This is a genomic window from Streptomyces milbemycinicus (genome assembly GCF_002154605.1).
Classification (GTDB): Bacteria; Actinomycetota; Actinomycetes; order Streptomycetales; family Streptomycetaceae; genus Streptomyces; species Streptomyces milbemycinicus.
Map to the genome: position 1 here is coordinate 442 of NZ_MUNE01000860.1, position 18,373 is coordinate 18,814.

At 70.7% G+C, this 18,373-nt stretch carries 16 protein-coding genes and 2 pseudogenes; 9 read left to right on the plus strand and 9 right to left on the minus strand.

What is annotated here, in order from left to right:
• A partial coding sequence (locus CCN51_RS58675; protein WP_483883473.1) for a Rossmann-fold NAD(P)-binding domain-containing protein occupies positions 1 to 409 on the minus strand: 409 nt, incomplete at its 3' end.
• 228 nt (positions 410 to 637) lie between these two features.
• On the opposite strand from CCN51_RS58675, the gene CCN51_RS47670 reads away from it, so the two are divergent.
• Entirely contained in the window at positions 638 to 1,741 is a 1,104-nt protein-coding gene (locus CCN51_RS47670; RefSeq protein ID WP_055413929.1) for a substrate-binding domain-containing protein, read from the plus strand.
• A 68-nt stretch (positions 1,742 to 1,809) separates the two neighbouring features.
• Here CCN51_RS47670 and CCN51_RS47675 read toward each other — a convergent pair whose 3' ends face one another.
• On the minus strand, positions 1,810 to 3,867 hold the full coding sequence (locus CCN51_RS47675; RefSeq protein WP_014176233.1) for a DUF2264 domain-containing protein: 2,058 nt from the start codon (positions 3,865 to 3,867) through the stop codon (positions 1,810 to 1,812).
• 99 nt (positions 3,868 to 3,966) lie between these two features.
• Here CCN51_RS47675 and CCN51_RS47680 point away from each other — a divergent pair, with 99 nt between their 5' ends.
• The 3 genes from CCN51_RS47680 to CCN51_RS47690 all read left to right on the plus strand — a co-directional run bounded on the left by CCN51_RS47680 (position 3,967) and on the right by CCN51_RS47690 (position 7,920).
• The gene (locus tag CCN51_RS47680; protein ID WP_014176234.1) at positions 3,967 to 5,943 is read left to right on the plus strand and encodes a heparinase II/III domain-containing protein; all 1,977 of its coding nucleotides are present in this window, start codon (positions 3,967 to 3,969) and stop codon (positions 5,941 to 5,943) included.
• A gap of 17 nt (positions 5,944 to 5,960) precedes the next feature.
• Positions 5,961 to 7,304, plus strand: coding sequence for an endonuclease domain-containing protein (locus CCN51_RS47685; protein ID WP_043486719.1), 1,344 nt, complete (start codon positions 5,961 to 5,963; stop codon positions 7,302 to 7,304).
• Between the two features lie 238 nt (positions 7,305 to 7,542).
• Entirely contained in the window at positions 7,543 to 7,920 is a 378-nt protein-coding gene (locus CCN51_RS47690; RefSeq protein ID WP_014176236.1) for a TraR/DksA family transcriptional regulator, read from the plus strand.
• Between the two features lie 56 nt (positions 7,921 to 7,976).
• Here the strand turns inward: CCN51_RS47690 and CCN51_RS58680 are convergent.
• Together CCN51_RS58680 and CCN51_RS47695 are read right to left on the minus strand one after the other, a co-directional pair.
• Positions 7,977 to 8,045 (minus strand): annotated as a pseudogene (locus CCN51_RS58680) (Uma2 family endonuclease); the annotation flags it as partial.
• Positions 8,046 to 8,057: 12 nt separating this feature from the next.
• Positions 8,058 to 8,462 (minus strand): ArsR/SmtB family transcription factor, encoded by a 405-nt coding sequence (locus CCN51_RS47695; RefSeq protein WP_014176237.1) that lies wholly within the window; start codon positions 8,460 to 8,462, stop codon positions 8,058 to 8,060.
• Between the two features lie 112 nt (positions 8,463 to 8,574).
• Between CCN51_RS47695 and CCN51_RS47700 the strand changes: the two genes are divergently transcribed.
• Positions 8,575 to 10,572, plus strand: a complete 1,998-nt coding sequence (locus CCN51_RS47700; protein ID WP_014176238.1) for a heavy metal translocating P-type ATPase — start codon at positions 8,575 to 8,577, stop codon at positions 10,570 to 10,572.
• A 78-nt stretch (positions 10,573 to 10,650) separates the two neighbouring features.
• Here the strand turns inward: CCN51_RS47700 and CCN51_RS55450 are convergent, their stop codons facing one another.
• On the minus strand, positions 10,651 to 10,941 hold the full coding sequence (locus tag CCN51_RS55450; RefSeq protein ID WP_043486721.1) for a hypothetical protein: 291 nt from the start codon (positions 10,939 to 10,941) through the stop codon (positions 10,651 to 10,653).
• Between the two features lie 96 nt (positions 10,942 to 11,037).
• Here CCN51_RS55450 and CCN51_RS47710 point away from each other — a divergent pair, with 96 nt between their 5' ends.
• Entirely contained in the window at positions 11,038 to 13,149 is a 2,112-nt protein-coding gene (locus CCN51_RS47710) for a tetratricopeptide repeat protein (protein WP_245881831.1), read from the plus strand.
• A 30-nt stretch (positions 13,150 to 13,179) separates the two neighbouring features.
• On the opposite strand, the gene CCN51_RS47715 is transcribed toward CCN51_RS47710, so the two are convergent.
• Positions 13,180 to 13,404 carry a DUF397 domain-containing protein gene (locus CCN51_RS47715; protein WP_014176241.1) on the minus strand — a complete coding sequence of 75 codons (225 nt, stop codon included), beginning with the start codon at positions 13,402 to 13,404 and terminating at the stop codon, positions 13,180 to 13,182.
• Positions 13,401 to 14,228, minus strand: a complete 828-nt coding sequence (locus CCN51_RS47720) for a helix-turn-helix domain-containing protein (protein WP_043490106.1) — start codon at positions 14,226 to 14,228, stop codon at positions 13,401 to 13,403. Before CCN51_RS47720 ends, CCN51_RS47715 begins: the two co-directional genes overlap by 4 nt.
• A gap of 164 nt (positions 14,229 to 14,392) precedes the next feature.
• Between CCN51_RS47720 and CCN51_RS56195 the strand changes: the two genes are divergently transcribed.
• Both CCN51_RS56195 and CCN51_RS47725 read left to right on the plus strand, forming a co-directional pair.
• Positions 14,393 to 14,554, plus strand: coding sequence for a hypothetical protein (locus CCN51_RS56195; protein WP_170061378.1), 162 nt, complete (start codon positions 14,393 to 14,395; stop codon positions 14,552 to 14,554).
• Positions 14,551 to 14,775 (plus strand): hypothetical protein, encoded by a 225-nt coding sequence (locus CCN51_RS47725; protein ID WP_043486724.1) that lies wholly within the window; start codon positions 14,551 to 14,553, stop codon positions 14,773 to 14,775. The genes CCN51_RS56195 and CCN51_RS47725 overlap by 4 nt, the downstream gene beginning before the upstream one ends.
• 61 nt (positions 14,776 to 14,836) lie before the next feature.
• Here the strand turns inward: CCN51_RS47725 and CCN51_RS58685 are convergent.
• Positions 14,837 to 14,971 (minus strand): annotated as a pseudogene (locus CCN51_RS58685) (IS630 family transposase); the annotation flags it as partial.
• Between the two features lie 573 nt (positions 14,972 to 15,544).
• The gene (locus CCN51_RS47735; protein WP_043486726.1) at positions 15,545 to 15,793 is read right to left on the minus strand and encodes a hypothetical protein; all 249 of its coding nucleotides are present in this window, start codon (positions 15,791 to 15,793) and stop codon (positions 15,545 to 15,547) included.
• A gap of 1,457 nt (positions 15,794 to 17,250) precedes the next feature.
• On the opposite strand from CCN51_RS47735, the gene CCN51_RS47745 reads away from it, so the two are divergent.
• Positions 17,251 to 18,183 carry a UbiA family prenyltransferase gene (locus tag CCN51_RS47745; RefSeq protein WP_078610442.1) on the plus strand — a complete coding sequence of 311 codons (933 nt, stop codon included), beginning with the start codon at positions 17,251 to 17,253 and terminating at the stop codon, positions 18,181 to 18,183.
• The last annotated feature ends 190 nt before the right edge of the window (positions 18,184 to 18,373 follow it).

An 18,373-nucleotide genomic window follows, 5' to 3' on the forward strand; every position in this document is an offset into this window, starting at 1 on the left:
CCTCGTCGGCGGCGAGGAACGGGGCCTTCTTGCCGGCGAAGATGATGGCCGCCAGGGTGTACTCCGCGACGGGAATCGCATTGGCGTCCGCGCCACTGGTCACCCTGATCCCACGGCGCCACACCTCCTCGTCCACCAGCCCCCGCACACTGCCGGCGCAGTGCAGCACCGCCCGCAGCGCGGGGGCCGCGGCGATCCGCTCCGGCGTCAGCTTGGGCGCGCCCCAGGACGTGAGCATGACCTCCACCTCCGCCAGGCGCGCCCGCACCGCCGGATGGTCGAGGTCGTCGGTCCAGACCGGGTCGCCCAGGGTCACCAGATCCGTCAGCCGCGCGAGCCGGGCGGAGTCGAAGTGCGCGTCGAAGCTCGGCCTGCTCATGACGACCAGCGCGTTGGGCTTCGTCTGCATCGGGCGTCGAGTCCTTCCCTAGGCCGGTCTGGACCGGCACCGTTGCCATGTGACGCGAAGTTGTTATGTCCCGCTAAATACCGTGTTGCGTGGAACACATTGGAACCCGTCGAACACGTTGGAACAGGGATAGTGGGCAGCAGCACATATCCGCCATAGATCGAACACAATCGAAGCTATTCGTTCATACTCGAACAGGCCATCAGGCCGTTTGACCGAGGGGGCCCGATGAGCGCAGACCGACCTTTCGCCCTTCAGCGCAGGGAACGCGTGATGGACGAGTTGCGCCGGCACGGCACCGTGCGGGTCCGCGACCTCGCCCGGCTGCTCGACGTCAGCGAACTGACCGTGCGGCGCGATATCACCGCCCTCGCCGCCCGCGGCCTGCTCACCAAAGTGCACGGCGGCGCCACCCTGCCGACCGATCTCGACCAGGCCCCGGCCCGCCGGCCCCGCCCCACGCCTGTGCCCTTCACCATCGGCATGGTCGTGCCCTCCCTGGACTTCTACTGGCCGTCGATCGTCAGCGGCGCCCGCTCGGCGGCGGCCGGGCTCGGCGTCCAGCTCCAACTGCGCGGATCGACCTACGACCAGGCCGAGGACCGCCGCCAGATCAGCCGGCTGATCGAGGCCAAGCAGGTGCAGGGGCTGCTGTTGGCGCCCAATCTGGAGGGCAACGGGGTCGACGAGCTGATCGGCTGGATCAGCAACCTGCCGGTGCCGACCATCCTCGTCGAGCGGCAGACCTCGCAGTGGACGCCGACCCCGCGCCAGCTGGAGTGGGTGCGCAGCGACCACGCGCTCGGCCTGGAGCTGGCCGTACGCCACCTCCACGAGCACGGCCACCGCCGGATCGGTCTGGTGCTGTCCAAGGGCAGCCCGCACTCGTCCCATCTCGCCCAGGGCTGGCTGAAGGCGTGCGCGGAGCTCGACCTGCCCAGCGAGTTCGTGGTCCGCGAAAGCGTCGCCCTCGACCAGCCGGGCCACCGGCAGATCATCGAGGGCATCCTCGACCGGTGCCGAGGGTCCCGGATCACCGCGCTGATCGTGCACAGCGACCCCGACGCGATGTCGGTCGCCCAATACCTCGCCGAACAGGGGTACTCCATCCCCGACGACATGGCCCTGGTCAGCTACGACGACGAGGTGGCCCATCTCGCGGAGCCGGCGATGACGGCCGTACGCCCGCCCAAGGCCCGGGTCGGCCGGGTCGCGGTCGAGATGATGGTGTCCAGGCTCATGGAGGGCAAGCGCCGCCCGGCCCAGCGAGTCCTGATCCTGCCGGAGCTGATCCTCCGTGACTCGTCGGTCAGGCGGGCGAGGGCGCTGTGACGGCGCGGCGGACCCGCCGGTGACGTACGGCCGTTGACGTACCGGCGGGTCGGAGCGGACCGAGCTGGTCAGGGAGCCACCGGGGGCACCGCAGGCAGCTCAACGTCCGTGGTGAGACCGTCCGGCCAGGTCAGCCGGGCCCGGTGGCCGCCGTCGGGGCCCGGGTGAACGGAGACGACGGGATCGGGCCCGCCCTGGTCGCCTTGGCCGCCACCGTCGCTTTGGCCGCCCTCGTCGCTATGGCCGCCACCGTCGAGGGCCACCACGGCAGCGAGCACATCGCCGTACGGCACACCGTCCGTGGCCAGCCAAGGCGTCGCGGTCCGGGCGCCGAGCGGGCTGTCGTCCTTCCCGGTGGCGACCCCGCCGCGGTGCAGCCCCCGCAGGCCGCGCAGCGACGACCGCAGGGACGCGGTGCCCGCCTCCGCGTACGGCCCGGCACCCGCGCGCCCGGCACCCGCGCGTCCGGTGCCCGCCCACGTCTCGGGCGGGGTGTCGGCCGCGACCGGCCAACCGCCCATCCGCACAGAGCCCCCGCTCCGGCCCGCCGCCGATGCCGGGGCGTCCACTCTGACGAGCCGGACCTCAACCCCCGAGCGCAGCACCGAGGCGACGGTGACCACGGGCCCCGGCGTCATCGGCCCGGTCCGGCCGGAGCCGTGGTCGGGCGAGTCGTCGGCGCTGCTGTCGACCCAGCACACCGGCCCCCGGGAGGCGGCGGCGAGCACACCGCCGGGGAGCTCGCGGGCGAACAGCGTCTCGAACCCGGTGCGGTGGCTGGCCCGGCCGGCCTCGTCGAGCAGTACGACCGCGTTGTCGACCGGGTCGGCCGCCGACGCGGCGGTCAGCGGAGGCACGGTGGCGGTGGAGTAGCCGAGCCGTGCGTACAGCGGCGAGTCCGCGCTGGTGTCGCCGGGGCGCGCGTGGTCGGTGCCGTGGTTGAGCACCACCGCGATGCCGTCGCGGCGCCGCGCGGAGACCAGCCAGCCGGGGGCTTCGACGACCCGTACGACGTCCCCGGTCTCCACCGGGAGCGGGAGTTCCGGTTCCGTCCATACGGGGTGGTCCTCGGGCAGCATCAGGCCGAGCATGCCCTTGGCCGCCCAGTACGGCGAGGCGGGCCCGGAGTAGGACTGCCGCATCGCGGGCCAGGCGGCGTACCAGCCGAGGCCCAGCAGTCCGTCCCGGTCGGGGGCTCCCCGTTCGGCGAAGTGCCGGACGATGCCGCTGGCCGCCCGGCGTACGAGGCCGGGCGGTTGCCCGCCCGCCCCGGTGATCGCGCCGACCCAGAAGGGCGCGGCGGCGGCGAAGCGGTAGGTGAGGCTGCGTCCTTGCAGCAGCGGGGAGCCGTCCGCGCCGACCAGGCACACCGCGTCGTCGAGGTAGCGCGTAAGGTCCGCGGCCCAGGTGTCCCGGAGGGCCGGCGGGCACAGGGTGCCGGTGACGTCGAACAGGTGGGTCCACAGCAGCGGATACAGGTGCAGTGCCCAGCCCGTGTAGTGGTCGAAGGCCCGCTCCTGCCCGTCGCTGAGCCAGCCGCCCGCCCGGCGCAGCGAGGCGTGGACGGCCAGGTCCTCCTCGATGTCGGCGGCCGACCACCGCCCGCCGGCCTCCCGCAGGAACGACTCGACGACGATCCTGAACCAGACCCAGTTGATGGGCGGATAGGGCTGCCCGACGACGGTCCCCAGCCAGTCGGTGACCCGTTCGCGCACCCCGTCGTCGAGCCGGTCCCACAGCCAGGGCTTGGTCAGCTGCAGCACCAGGGCGATGGAGGCGGCCTCGACCTTGGCCTGGCCGAGCTGGTCGGGGCGGGGCCATGCCTCGGGCGAATGCGGATCGGTGCCCGCCGCAAGACCGCGCGCGTACCGCTCCAGCAGACCGCCGGGGTCCGCGCCCCGCTCCCCCGCGACGCGGAACCCGGCGAGGAGGAAGGTGCGGGCGAAGCCCTCCAGTCCGTCGGAGACCGCGCCGTTCGCGCTCGCCGGGCCGGGCAGGTCGATCCGGGCTCCCGCCGGGGAGGCGTACGGCTGGGCGGCGGCGAGCATCCGGTCGGCGAGCGCGGTCCAGTGCACCCTGGTCCAGCCGGTGTACGGGGCGAGGTCCCGGTCCTCGTCAGGCGACACTGCTTCCTCCGGAAGTTGGGTGGCGGGTAGTGGATGCCACCTCAACCCGTGGCATAGTTCCGAGTCAACGATTTCGAACAGAATCGATCAGGAGAGATAATGGGGCTGGTAGAGCCGGAGCCGGTGTCCCCCGCGTACCGCTCCCTCCAGAGCCGGCTGGCCCCGGCCCTGCGCCTGGATCCCCTGATGGAGCTCATACGCGACGCCGCGACCCGGCTGCCCGTCCCCCCTGTCACCGCGCGCTCGGTGTGGGAGGCGGTGGACGCCGCCACGCGCGAGGGGCTGCTGGACGAGGCCGCGGCCGAACTCCGCCGGAACGCACCCGTCTTGACCGCCTCCGACTGGGCGCGAACGTTCCGCGACGGCGTGCGGACCGCGTACGAGGACCCCGCCCGGCGGCTGCGCGAGCGGACCACGCTCCTCGTACTCGCCGCCACACTCACCGGCGAGGTGGCCCCGGCCGACGCCCCTCCCGGGGCCGCCCCGTACCTCGACGCCGCGGCCGACGCGCTGATGGCCCTGGCCGAGACCAGCACCTGGTGCTGGGCGCCCCACGACCGCTACGCCAAGGCCCGCGGCGAAGTGCTGCCGGACCCGGACGAGCCGTTCCTCGACCTGGGGGCCGCCGAGGTGGCATCCCTGCTGGCCTGGGCCGACCACGTACTCGGCCCGCATCTGGACACCCGCGTCCCCGGGCTGCGCAGACGGCTCCGGCGCGAGGTGGACCTGCGGGTGCTGACGCCGTTCGAGCGCACCCGGGACTGGCACTGGATCGGCCTCGACGGGGACGCCCACAACTGGAACCCCTGGATCCATGGGGCGGTTCTGGCCGCGGCCCTCCTGCTGACCGACGACGAGGAACGGCGGGCCCGGCTCGTACGCCTCGTCGTCGAGGGCCTGGACCACTACCTCGCGGTGCTCCCCGACGACGGCGGGATCGACGAGGGCGTCGCGTACTGGTGGCAGGGCGCCGGCCGGCTCCTGGAAGCCCTCGACCTGCTCGCCGACGCCGGCGGCCCCGCGCTCGACGCCCGCGACCTGCCCGTATTCGGCCCGCTCAGCAAGTTCCCGCACCGTATGCACCTCGCCGGCGACTGGTACGTCAACGCCGGCGACGCCCCCGCCCGGCTCTGGCCCGACCAGCCCTGGCACATGCTCTTCCAGTGGGGCGAACGGCTGTCCGACCCCGACATCCGCGCCCACGCCCTGGCATGCGCACGCGGAGGACCGGCCGTACGCCCCCGGGCGGGCCTCGGCCGAGCCCTGACCGGACTCTGCGACCCCCACTGGCGCCACGCCCTGGCCACAACCGATGTGGCTGACGGCGATGCCCCCTGGGCAGCACGGGAGACCTGGCTGCCCCGGGTCCAGGTACTCGTCGCCCGGGAGACACCGGGCACGGCCGCGGGCCTGACCCTGGCGGCGAAGGCGGGCCACAACGGCGAGCGGCACAACCACCTCGACGTCGGCTCGTACTGGGTCGCCCTGAACGGCCGCCCCCTGGTCGTCGACATCGGCCAACCGACCTACACCGCCGCCAGCTTCGGCCCCGACCGCTACCAGGCATGGCCCCTCCAGAGCGCCTGGCACAACGTCCCCGACCCCGGCGCCGAGCAGCAGCCGGGCCCGGCCCACGGTGCGGACGACGTACGCGTCGACCTCACCCCCGCCGCCACCGCCCTGCACGCCGACCTCGCCGCTGCGTACCCGGCAGGCCTGCTGCACACCTGGCGCCGCTCCTTGCGACTGGTGCGCGCCACGGCGGACTCCCCGGCACACGTCCTGATCGAGGACCACTGGACGCCGGATCTCGCCACCCCAGTACTGCTACGGCACGTCCTAGCGGGAGACGTCGAACTGGCCGAGGGGCAGGCACAGGTCACCGCCGACGGGCACTCGTTGCTGATCACCTGGGACCCGGAGCGGGCCACCGCGCTGCTCGAACACCGCGACCTCGACGACCCGTTGCTGCGCGAGTCGTGGGGAGAGCGGCTGACCAGACTCACCCTGACTGTCGCGGGCCCCTCCGCCGGGGAGCCGTTCACCGTCCGGATGGAACCCGTTGCCGTGTTGTAGGCCGTTAGCCTGTCGGTATGTCAGAGCGTGTCACGCCCGGTCGCACAGACGGCCTGATCACCCTGGGTGCCGCGGACGCTCTGTGGGTCGATTTGACGGCCGACAGCGCTGTGCCGACGGCTTCTGGGGCATTCACCTGCTCTCCTGCCCATGCCCGGGTGGGGTACGTCCTGCTCGGCGGCCATGTGGTGGCGACGGTGAGGGCGAGCGGCGGTCAGTGGAGCGTTCCGGAGGTTGAGGTGCGCCGGGCGGCCGCGGAACTGAACGCGGTGGGGATGGATCGGCAGGACCTGGTCCGCATCGGTCCGTTTCGCGGGGCGCCGAAGCAGGAGTGCAACGAGGAAGGGCCGCTGCGTTGGCGCCGGCGCATCACGGGGGAACTGCAGGAGCTGGGCGGCCCCGAGCGGGCAGCACGACGTGAAGTCGGCCGGCCGTACCATCTGGCGGGGATCGACTGGCGACAGATACTCGTGGAGCAGACCCGCGACGCGACGCAGCGGACGTGGTGGCTGCCGCGCGCTGTGGTCAGGCTGCTCGACGCGGCCGAGCACACCGAAACGCAGTGGGTGCAAGCCGCGCGGACCCGCCAGGCAAGCGCAGCCGTCACCGAGCCGCCCTCCCACCCCCGGCAGGCCCGAGACGCCGACGGTCGGCAAACGACGAGCCCCGAGGGCCCCACCGCCTCACCGCGCCCGTACAACGGGGAGCTGGAAGGCCAGCTGTACTCGGTGCTCAGCAGGAAGCCCGGCACCTCCCGCAGGGTGGCCGGGTGGGCGTGCGCCGTCTGCCGCACTACGCCCGCCGCCGTCCTCGACCACTGCCACGAACACGGCTACGTCCGTGCCCCCGTCTGCCAGTCCTGCAACACGCAGGAACGCCCCGACCACCTGTACAGCAACGACATCCGCGTGGCGAACCGCTACACACGCCTCTTCCACACCGACACCGACCACTGGCTTCGCCACTGGCACCGCTGCCCCGGCTGCCGCGCACGCACCACCCTGCCCCTGCCGCACCTCGCCGCATGGACCGCCCACATAGCCTGCCGATCGCTGCGCCCGACCCACCGCGCCCCCCGCGGGCGCAAGCCCTGCGGTGTCCTGCGCGTGTCCTGGACGGGCAGTCAGAAGGCGCCCCGTTCCTGCCTGCTCACTGTCGCAGTCGATTTCTGCCCCTCCGGCGAGCACCGTGTCCTGGCGCGAGTCCCCTACCGCGAAGCCGCCGAGCGGTTTCGTGTCTGGTTGGCCGAGGCGAGCCCTGCCGTGGCCGCCGCGGCCGGTCCTGACCGCTTGGACGGCCTGCCTGCCCAGTTCCGACCAGTCATCGCGGACACCAGCGGCGAGGGCCTGGCACTGTTCTGAGCGAGTACCGGGAGACCTGACGCCCCGACGTAACCTCGCAGGAGTCCTAAGCCTCCTTGTCACGAAGGCATATGCCTTCACCGTGCGGGTACCCGAGGTTCCGCTGATTGCTGTACCAATTCCGCGCTCGAAGGAAGCCCCACGCGATGGCACACCCCGCGGTCCTGTGCAACCTCGTCCAGCAGTACGAAACCCCGCAAGCGCTGAACGCCAGGCTGACGGCGGGAGCGCCTTGGCAATGAACGGCATGCCCCCGCGCGAAAGCCCACTCGGGCCAGGCGATCTTGAGGAAGCAGCCGCCAAGCTGTCCGATCAGCGGGACCGCCTCCGCGCGGAGATCGCCACCGCGCGGGAAACCGAGTCGGCCCTCCGCCGCGACTGCGCCCTGGACGCCGCGGACGTCGGCGCGACCACCCTCGCCATCGAGGAACTGCACACCCGCATCGACGCCGCCACCGCCCTCCTGGAACGGACCCTCGCCGCGCTCACCCGCATCCAGGACGGCACCTTCGGCGCCTGCGCCACCTGTGGCGCCCCCATCGCCCGGGAACGGCTGATGGCCATGCCGCACGCCGAGCGGTGCGTCGCCTGCACCGAGCGGCAGAGTGGTCCCTGAGCGAGGCGCTAGATCTGGCCGAGATCGATCTCCACCGGGAATCGAAGTCCGTATCGGACCATCCCGTCCACGATCTCGACGCCCGCGCACTGCTCCTCGGACCAGGAGTCGTACTGCTCGGCCGTGGCTCGGCCGCGTCAGACACTCGGGCCGGCCACCGCGTCACCCTCGGACTCCGCCGCACCGGCCGGGGTGTCGCTCAGTCCGAGGCGCAGGTGCTCCACGTGGTAGAGCGCCTGGTCGAGGAGTTCGGCGACGTGGTTGTCGTACAGGGCGTACACCACAGAGCGCCCCTTGCGGGTGCCGGTCACCAGCCCGAGGTTGCGCAGCAGGCGGAGCTGGTGGGAGCAGGCTGACTGCTCCATGCCGACCTCGGCGGCCAGTTCGGTGGCCGCGAGGGGGCCCTCGCGAAGCCGGGCGAGGATCAGTAGTCGGGAGGGGGTGGCCAGGGCCTGCAAGGTCGTGGCCACCTTGGCGGCACCGGCCGCATCCAGGCGCGCGCGGGGGACGGTGCTGGCGGGGGATGCGGCTCCATGACCCATGCGGTCATCGTACGCCGCCGCCCCATGAACACATGAATCATTGTTCATTCATTCCTGTTACGGTGGTGGCGTCGGATGCGATTCCTCCCGCCCGTGAAGGACCACTGCCGCGATGACGTCCACTCTCACCCGCTCCGCCCCGGCCCCCGGGGCCACCCGTGACGCGGTGGCGCCCAAGCGCCGCACGCGGATCTTCGCCCTGCCCGAGGCCCGCTGGGCGGCCGCCGCGCTGGTGCTCTTCCTGGTCGCGCTGCCGCTGTATCTGCTGGAGGCGCCGGGGTGGGCGTGGGGTCCGCTGTTCGCGCTGGTGTACGCGACGGGCGGCTGGGAGCCCGGCTGGGCGGGCCTTCAGGCGCTCAAGGAGAAGACCCTCGACGTCGACCTGCTCATGGTCGTCGCCGCACTCGGCGCGGCGGCGATCGGGCAGGTGCTGGACGGCGCCCTGCTGATCGTCATCTTCGCCACCTCCGGCGCGCTGGAGGCCATCGCCACCGCCCGCACCGCCGACTCCGTACGCGGCCTCCTCGACCTCGCCCCGGCCACCGCCACGCGCCTCGCCGACGACGGCGGGGAGGAGACGGTGCCCACCGAGCGGCTGCGCGTGGGCGACACCATCCTCGTACGGCCCGGGGAGCGCATCGGCGCCGACGGCCGGGTGCTGGACGGGGCGAGCGACGTCGACCAGGCCACCATCACCGGCGAGCCGCTGCCGGTGGCGAAGGAGACCGGCGACGAGGTGTTCGCCGGCACCCTCAACGGCACCGGCGCGCTCCGGGTGAAGGTCGAACGCGACCCATCGGACTCGGTGATCGCCCGCATCGTGGCCATGGTCGAGGAAGCCGCCGAGACCAAGGCCCCCACCCAGCTCTTCATCGAGAAGGTCGAACAGCGCTACAGCCTCGGCATGGTCGCCGCCACCCTCGCGCTGTTCGCGCTCCCCCTCGTCTTCGGCGCCGCCCTGCAGCCGACGTTGCTGCGGGCGATGACCTTCATGATCGTCGCTTCGCCGTGCGCCGTGGTGCTGGCCACCATGCCCCCGCTGCTTTCGGCGATCGCCAACGCCGGACGCCACGGCGTGCTGGTCAAGTCCGCGGTGGTGATGGAACGCCTCGGGCAGATCGACGCCGTGGCGCTGGACAAGACGGGCACCCTCACCGAGGGCACGCCAAAGGTGACGGACATCCGCCCGCTCCCCGCGTCCGGCCTGTCCGGCCTGTCCGGCCTGTCCGAGGACGAGCTGCTACGGCTCGCGGCGGCGGCCGAGCACCCCAGCGAACACCCCCTGGCCCGCGCCGTCGTGGACGCCGCGCGTGGCCGTGACCTGCAGATCCCGCCGGTCGAGGACTTCAACTCCACCCCCGGCACGGGTGTGACCGCTCGGGTCGACGGCAAGACGGTCGCGGTCGGCAGCCCGGCCCGGCTCCTGGATGGCCACGCCGACCACCCCGCCGCAACGCTCGCCGAACGGCTGGAGAGCGAGGGCCGTACCGCCGTCCTGGTGTTGGTGGACGGCACCCCGGTCGGCGCACTGGGCATCGCCGACCGACTCCGCGACGAGGCCACCGCCACCGTCACCGCCCTGGCCGCGCTCAGCGGTACGGCGCCGGTCCTGCTGACCGGCGACAACCCGCGCGCCGCCGCGCGCCTGGCCGACGAAGTCGGCATCGCGGACGTACGGGCGGGCCTGCTGCCGCAGGACAAGGTGGCCGCGGTACGGGAGTTGACGGCCGCCGGACGAAAGGTCCTGGTCGTCGGCGACGGCGTCAACGACGCCCCCGCCCTGGCCGCCGCCCACACCGGCATCGCCATGGGCCGCGCGGGCTCCGACCTCGTCCTGGAGACCGCCAACGCCGTGGTCGTACGCGACGAACTGGCCACCATCCCCGCTGTGGTCGCGCTCTCCCGCCGCGCCCGGCGCCTTGTGGTGCAGAACCTGGTCATCGCCGGAACCTTCATCACCGGCCTGGTGATCTGGGACCTGGCCGGGACCTTGCCTCTGCCGCTGGGTGTCGCGGGCCACGAGGGCTCCACGGTGATTGTCGGCCTCAACGGTCTGCGGCTGTTGGCTGATGGCGCGTGGAGGTGCGCGCGGGGAGGGGACGGCGTGTAGGCCGACGCGCAAGCCTTGAGGCCCCCTGGGCACGCTGTGGCGTGTCACTATGGAAGGTCTCGACGGCGTGAGGGGGCGTCAGGTGAGCACGTGGATGCGGTGGCTGCTGGCGGCGGTTGGATCGCTGGTGGTGTTCGGGTTGTTCGTGTGGCTGGGGGAGTTGGTGTTGCCCTGGGACCGGCCGGAGCGCATCGGGACGGGCGCGGGGGCCGGGGCTGTTGCGGCTGGGGTGCTGGTGGCGTGGGTGTCCTCGCTGACCGGGTCCCCGACTCCGCCGCCGCCCGCACCGGCGTCGCCCGGAACGGGTTCGGGTGGGCCTACGGCGTCCGGCGAGCGGTCGGTGGCGGTGCAGGACAACTCGGGTGTCATCGTGACGGGTGACGGAGGCACGGTTCAGCGGTGAGCGAGGAGATCGTGCCGTCCGCGTCCGGTGGCCGCTCGGCTGCGGCGGGGAGCAATTCCGGGGTGGTCGCGACCGGCGATCACAATCAAATCGAGTACCGGACGGTGGTCCTGCCTGCGGGCGGTCTGAGCGCGGCGGTGGCGGATGACGCCGTAGTGCGAGTGAACAACCTCCCGACGCCTGACAGCGCGGTGTTCCGGGGCCGGGATGAAGCGCTGGCCGCGCTGGAGACGTTACCGGCGGCCGGGGCGGGGGTGGTGGCGCAGAGTGTGCGTGGGCTGGGTGGTGTCGGCAAGAGCACTCTGGTGCTGCACCACGCCCGCCGGTTCCTGGCGGCGGGCGGCGGGCCGGTGTGGTGGGTGGATGCCGAGTCCGCGTCCAAGGTGATGTCGGGGCTGGCCGGGCTGGCGACGGCGCTGAACCCCGTGCATGCGGGGCTGCCGCTGGAGGACGCGGCGCAGTGGACGGTGGTCTGGCTGCAGGGCCGTAGCGGGTGGCTGCTGGTACTGGACAACGCGGAGGACCCTGCCGACCTCGATCCGTACCTGGGGTGCTTGACGACCGGGCAGGTGGTGATCACCACTCGCCGTGATCTGCCCTGGCGCGATCTGGGTACACCGCTTCGCCTGGACACCCTTACCCCTGAGGCGGCGGTGGACGTGCTGCGGGAGATCACTGGCAGCACGGATGCAACGGGGCTGGCCAGTCTGGCCGACGAGCTCGGTTACCTGCCTCTGGCCTTGCAGCAGGCCGGCGCCTACCTGGCTCAGACTCGCACCAGCCCCGGCGACTACCTCGCCCAGCTCCAGCAGAACCCGGGCGGGGTCCTGGCAGCCGCCGCCCCGGGCGACCCTCAACAGCGCACCATTGCCCAGTTGTGGAGCGTCACCCTGAGCGCCGTGAAGACCGCCAACCCGCTCGCGGTGGAGCTGTTGCACATCCTGGCGTACTGCGCCCCAGACCCACTGCCCCGGGCTGTGCTGGACGTCACACCGGAGCTTCGGCCTGCTGTGGACCATGCTCTGGGCGTGCTGGCGGCGTACAGCATGATCACCCTGACCGAGACCACCGTCACTGTGCACCGTCTCGTTCAGACGGTCATCCGCGCCACCACGCCCCTCACCACGCCGAAACCCCCTCCTCGGGGCATCCGCCGACTGCTGCCCCGGCGCACGCCACCTCCACTGCCACACCCAAGTTCCACTACCCTGGCGCTCCTCCGCGCGGCAATTCCGTCCGGCAGCCTCGATGACATCCATACCTGGCCTGCATGGCAGACGCTCCTACCCCACGTCCAAGCCGTAGTCAGCCATGATGAGGTCGTCAACAGCCGCTCTGACCTCACCTTTGTGCTGGCAGAGTCGGCTTCTTACTTGCGGGCACAAGGTCAGGCCGCACAAGCGTTGACGTTGGATGAGCGGGCACTGGCCATCGCCGAAGCCGCCCTCGGCCCCAACCACCCCACCACCGCAGCGAGCCTGAACAACCTCGCCAGCACACTTAACGACCTGGGCCGCTACGCCGACGCCTTGCCCTTGGCAGAGCGGGCACTAGCGATCGGCGAGGCGACCCTCGGACCCCACCACCCCACCACCGCCATCCGCCTGGGCAACCTCGCCACCACGTTCAGGGCCCTGGGCCGCCATGCCGACGCCTTGCTCTTGGCAGAGCGGGCACTAGCGATCGGCGAGGCGACCCTCGGACCCCACCACCCCACCACCGCCATCCGCCTGGGCAACCTCGCCACCACATTCGGCCACCTGGGCCGCCACGCCGACGCCCTGCCCCTGGAGGAACGGGCACTGGCCATCACCGAAACAACCCTCGGACCCCACCACCCCACCACCGCCAAGATCCTGGGCAACCTCGCCACCACATTCGGCCACCTGGGCCGCCACGCCGACGCCCTGCCCCTGGCAGAGCGCGCACTGGCCATCACCGAAACAACCCTCGGACCCCACCACCCCACCACCGCCATGAGCTTGGGCAACCTCGCCACCACACTCGGCCACCTGGGCCGCCACGCCGACGCCCTGCCCCTGGCAGAGCGCGCACTAGCCATCACCGAAACAACCCTCGGACCCCACCACCCCACCACCACCAAGATCCTGGGCAACCTCACTGCCCTGCGACGCCTGCTCGCGCGCAATGAAAGTGATGACGCCTCGGGCTGAGCGGCGCGACGGGCCGCGAAGCGCTACGGCTCAGGCAGTGCGGAATTCTCCCGTCCGCGAGGCTGCCGTGAACGAGTTCCACGCCTCGACCGAGAAGACCAGCGCTGGACCCGCCGGGTTCTTGCTGTCCCGGACGGGGACGACACCGGCAGTGGTGGCTATGTCGGGAGCGAACTCGACGCATTCCCCTTCATCCCCGCTGCTGTAGCTGGACTTGACCCATTCAGCGCGGGACAGATCAAGGGCACTACTCATTGGGCGAACTCCTCCATCACTCTGCGGATCACGGCCAGCGACCCTTGCGGATCCAGAGCATCGGCCCGTAGCCGGTCAAACCTGGCAGTCGTGCTCTCCACCTCTTCCGGTGTGTCGATCACCTGGCCTGCCATCGCCGTATCCGCGTACACGATGCCCGGCCCTTCGTCGAACCTCAGAAGGGTGAAGCCTCCCGGCGTCGGGGGTGCTCCCGCCCCGAACGGTAGTACCTGAAGGGCCACGTGTGGGGACTCGGCTTCCTCCAAGAGGTGAGCCATCTGCGCGCTCATGACGTCGCGCCCGCCCACCTCGGTGCGTAGGCACGCCTCGTGCAGGACGCACCACTCCAGAGGTGGCGAGTCCTTCTCCATCACCTCGCGCCGTCGCATTCGCCGCTCGACCCTGGCGTCAAGCTTGTCCACGGCCTCCCGTGGATGCGCGGCCCGGAAGACAGCACGCGCGTAGTCGGCCGTCTGCAGCATGCCCATGATGAACGTGGCGGAGAAGTTGGAGATGCCCGTTGCCTGCCGCTCCAACTGAACGTACGGCAGGAACCAGGCCGGATAGCCGTGCAGACTGGCCCACTCTCGGAGCCGCACAAACGTGCCCGGCGTACCGAAGACTTCATCACAAACCTTGGCGAACGACCGGCTGGCCAGCCTCTCCCCCGCCTCCACCTTCGCCACGTACTGCTGCCCGTAGTTGGCTCGCTCGCCCAGCTCCCGCTGGCTCATCCCCGCCCGCATCCGCCAGATCCGTACCTCCTTGCCGAAAAACGCAGGTCCGCTGACCTGCTCCTGCTCCTCGCTCGTCGTCTCACTCATCACGTGGATCTCCCCTCACCCCAGGCCGACTTGGTGTGCCGCCACCCCTGTTGCCCGCCGCCCCTCAGCGCAACGCTTGGAGTACACACAGTAATTAAAGCCCGCAAGGCACATCCAACTCAGAAAGAACCACCCAAAGTAGCTAACACCGAACAGGCGACCGAATGAACGACCAATGCCCCACCTGCCGCCACTACCGCGCGCTGCGCGAGCAGGCCAAACAAGCCGGGGACTACAGCAAGGCGACCGACTACGAGGTGCTGCGCCGACGCCACCCCGCCCACACCGTCCACGTGCCTCGGCAGTCCGGAGGACGAAGCGCATGAACACCGGAAGGACTGTCCCCGGCCCGGGCCAGGAGGCGTACGACCCGATCAGCGACCGCACAGGCGTGGTCCAGGCGATTCACGCCACGACGGAACTGCTCTTCGACCACAAGACAACGGGAAGCCGCGTCGCCTTCCTGCGCCCCGCCCGGGGCGGCGTCGAGTGGACGGCGGATGCCGCCACCCTCCGTTTCCCTCCGGAAGCCAAACCCCGCCCATGAAGCCCTGGGCCGCGTGACGGACACGGCTGACACGACTCCCTACGACCACGACCACGACCACGATCCAGGTTCGGATGTCGCGTTCGAGGGCTTGGACGGAGCGGTGGACACCCCGGCGGAGCCTCTTGTTGGTCAGTTCGCCGAACCATCGCTCCACCAGGTTCAGCCACGATGGGCCGGTGGGCGTGAAGTGCAGACGATGAATGGGTGCGACTGCAGCCGCACCTGAGTCCGGGACAGCGGGGCGGGCGTTGGAGGATGCGCCCAAGTCGGTAGCCGGGTCGATCGGTGGCGGCCGCCGAGGACGGTCACGCCGATCGGCGAGGACCCGTACAACCTGGTGCCGGAAGAACCGGTGTTCCGTGGCCCGCAGGGTCACGCCTTGACGCGCCACAACTTCAGGAGGGTCTGGGTGCCGGCCATCCAGGCTGCGGGTATCGCTCGGAAGGTCAAGAACCGTGAGACCGGCCGTATGGGGTGGTGGCCTCAGGTGCATGACTGGCGGCACCCGTTCGCCACGTGGCTTGAGGATATGGGGATCGACGAGAAGGACACCCAGACGCCACCCCGGCCGGAGGTGGAGCGCATGGGTGCAGGCAGAAGAGGCCAGAGCGAGCGAAGGGGCGGTGCACGAACCGATACGGCTGTGCACCGCCCCTTCGTACGGCGTGCTCAGGAGGCTGCGATTCTCCGCACGATGACTTCCTCAACGCGCTCCGAACCAGCCTCCTTCGCATCGACCCGCTTCAGGTCTGACCGGTACCGCCGCTCAGCGCGCGTAGTAGAAGGCGTAGCGGCCGCCCGAACGCGGCTCACAGTTGAACCAGGTCACCTCACCCTGCTGGGCCAGAGTGTTCCCCACGGTCAGGCACTTGCCCAGGCTGCCGTACACGGTCCCCTGGTACGGCAGGACCGGGTGCCGGGCGGCCGAGGCCGCCCCGGCGCCGAACATGGAAAGGCCCACGGCCGCTGCTATGGTGCCGACGACAAGCGTGGCCTTACGGGAAACGGGGTTCACTTTCTCTCCACTCTTTTTGATGCCTGAGGTCAGGCATTCCGGAATTCTCGCGAGATCACCCGATCGGACTGACCGGGACATTCATGGAAGGCGCGGATAATTCGCGATCGGCTCCAGCGAAAAGCGGGTTCACCCGCCTTCCGAGGGTATCCATCCAGATCAGAAGTCAACTTGCGCCGAGCTCTGGCAGCCTGGCCATTCAAGCCAACTCTCGCTCTGGGGGACGAAGACAGGACCTCTCGGTGACTCGGGGATGCGAATCGAACTGAGCAACCTCGATCGTCCATGAGGGCCTGCCAGGGCACTGCCGGGCCCACATGCACGATCGGGGTTATTACTAACGATTCGGGTTGAAGTTGCATTCACCTGCATCCACCCGGTGGATTACGAATGCAGGTGTCGGGACTGCAAGCTCCCCTTGCAGAGCGGGGCTTCTTGATTCGGGACATTGTCCGGCTAGCTCCTTGTGCTGCCGCCAAACCTCGGCTGGAAACCCAAAGGCCTGCATCGCCCGAGAGAGCCGTCACCAATTGAACGGACCACAGTCGAATGCCCTGGGGGAGTGCGAGATTAGCAGGACTGACTTGTCATTAGGTGACATAATCCGCGCATACTTTGTTCACCTGCCTACCGAAGGGAAACGACAGTACGGCGGCGGCTGGGCCGCGTCGACAGCGACGCGTTGGACCAGGCGGCCCGCCGATGTGGTGCCGCCGGAGGTCTGGAGGCCGAGTGTGCCGCCAAGGTGAAGTCGCCCGAGAGCTTGCCGCTCAGGCGGACTGTCGACACGAGGTTCCCCTCGGCCGGCAGTCTCTCGACCTCGGCTCGCGGAAAGCCGAAGCCGTCCGCGATCAGTCGCACCGGCCGCACAGGTATCCACGCCGCAAAGCGGACCGAGAGGTGGCCAACCCTGGCACCGGCGCCCACCGGCCGCGGTGTGTCCGGTGCGGCGGCGGACCGTACGGCGACTGCCAGGCCGGCCGCTCGGCTCGACCGGAGCCGCCCACGTCGCGGCGCCGCACGACCGGGCCCTGGAACAATTCGGCTACCGGACCGGGGTCGTTGTCGTGCAGCAGGTTCAGGAGCTCGGGTTGTACGGAACTGACGTGGAATTCGCCGTTCGCCCGGAAGCGCCCGGAGGCGCACATGTGCGACGCGCGACGGATCAGCGCTTGGGCGGGCTCACTTGGTGTACAACGGCACGTCCTTGACAGGGTGACTGCGGGCGAAAGCCCGGTAACGGCACACCGGAGTGCGGCTCCACTGGTTTTCAGGCGGGTTGGCGATGCCTGGCTTGGCGATGCCTGGCGGCGGGCGGCCGCACCCCGCCCGCCATCGCGAACCGACGCTGAGGTCGTCCGAGCCGACAGTGTGCCCCGGCCGGATTGCCAGGCGCAGCTTTGAAGGCACGGCCTACTGCTGTTCGAGTCACTGGTCGAACCACTAGTTTTTTGCCCATGCCACGAGCCTCAAAGGCCCCACAAGCTGCCCCCGGCTCTCCGTCACCCCGGCGACTGCCACCGCACACCGCCGCCGCGCAGGCGGCCTGGCTGTGTCTGCGCGAGGCGCGCCCCGTGGTCCAGGTGGTCTTCCTGGCGCGCTTCACCGTGGGGGCGCTCGGGGCCTGGCCCAGCGAGCACTTACCCGCGACGCGAGTCGCCACCGGCGCCCTGGCCTGGTTCTGTGCCACTGCCTCCGCCTATCTGCTCAATGGCGTGATGGACCTGCCCGAGGACCGGGCCAACGGCTCGCGGCGACCACTGGCCTCCGGGGCGCTACCGGCCCGCGCCGCCCGTCGGGCCATTGCCGTCCTCACCCTGTCCGCTCTCCTCCTCAGCGTCTTCGACCTGGGGCTTTTTCTTTGTGTGGGCGGAATACTGTTCCTCGGCTGGGCGTACTCCGCGCCCCCGCTCAGCGCCAAGCGGCGCAGTTGGTCCTCGTCGTTGTCGGTGACCGTCACGGGCCTGTGCGCCTATGGGGCCGGGGCTCAGGCCGCGGGAGGTGAACCACGAGCGGGCCTCTGGCTGTTCGCGGCCGTGATGTCGGCGTGGATGGGGCTGGTCGGGGCGTTCGCGAAGGATCTGGGCGACATCCCCGGGGACCGGGAGGGCGGCCGCCGTACGCTCGCGGTGGTGCGCGGCGAGAAGGCGGCCCGTACGGTCACGGCGGTCTGCGCCCCGGCGGTGGGGCTGGCGTTCGCCGTGGGCGCCCTGCTGTACGATCCGCCGCTGCTGGCCGCCGCCGTGGTGCTGTTGTGCGGCGCCGGCTGGATCTCCTGGCTGTGCCGACATCCCGCCACCGGGCGGGAACGCGCTCCCTACCGCGCCTTTATGGTCTGCCAATACGCCACTCATCTGGCGATCGCGACCGTCCTTCTCCTCGGGCTGTAGCAGACGGGCCAGGCTCGCCCGACCGCAACGGGCAAATTCCGCAAACCGGTTGAGTCGTGCCTGACGCCTCGTTAGCGTGCGCAGTCGGCAGTGCCCATCGACCGAAGGAGCGTACGGGCCAGTGCACCGGGCATGACAAGAACAGGGTTCTCCCTCGCCTCCCCCCACCCCTCGTCTCCTTTACACATCT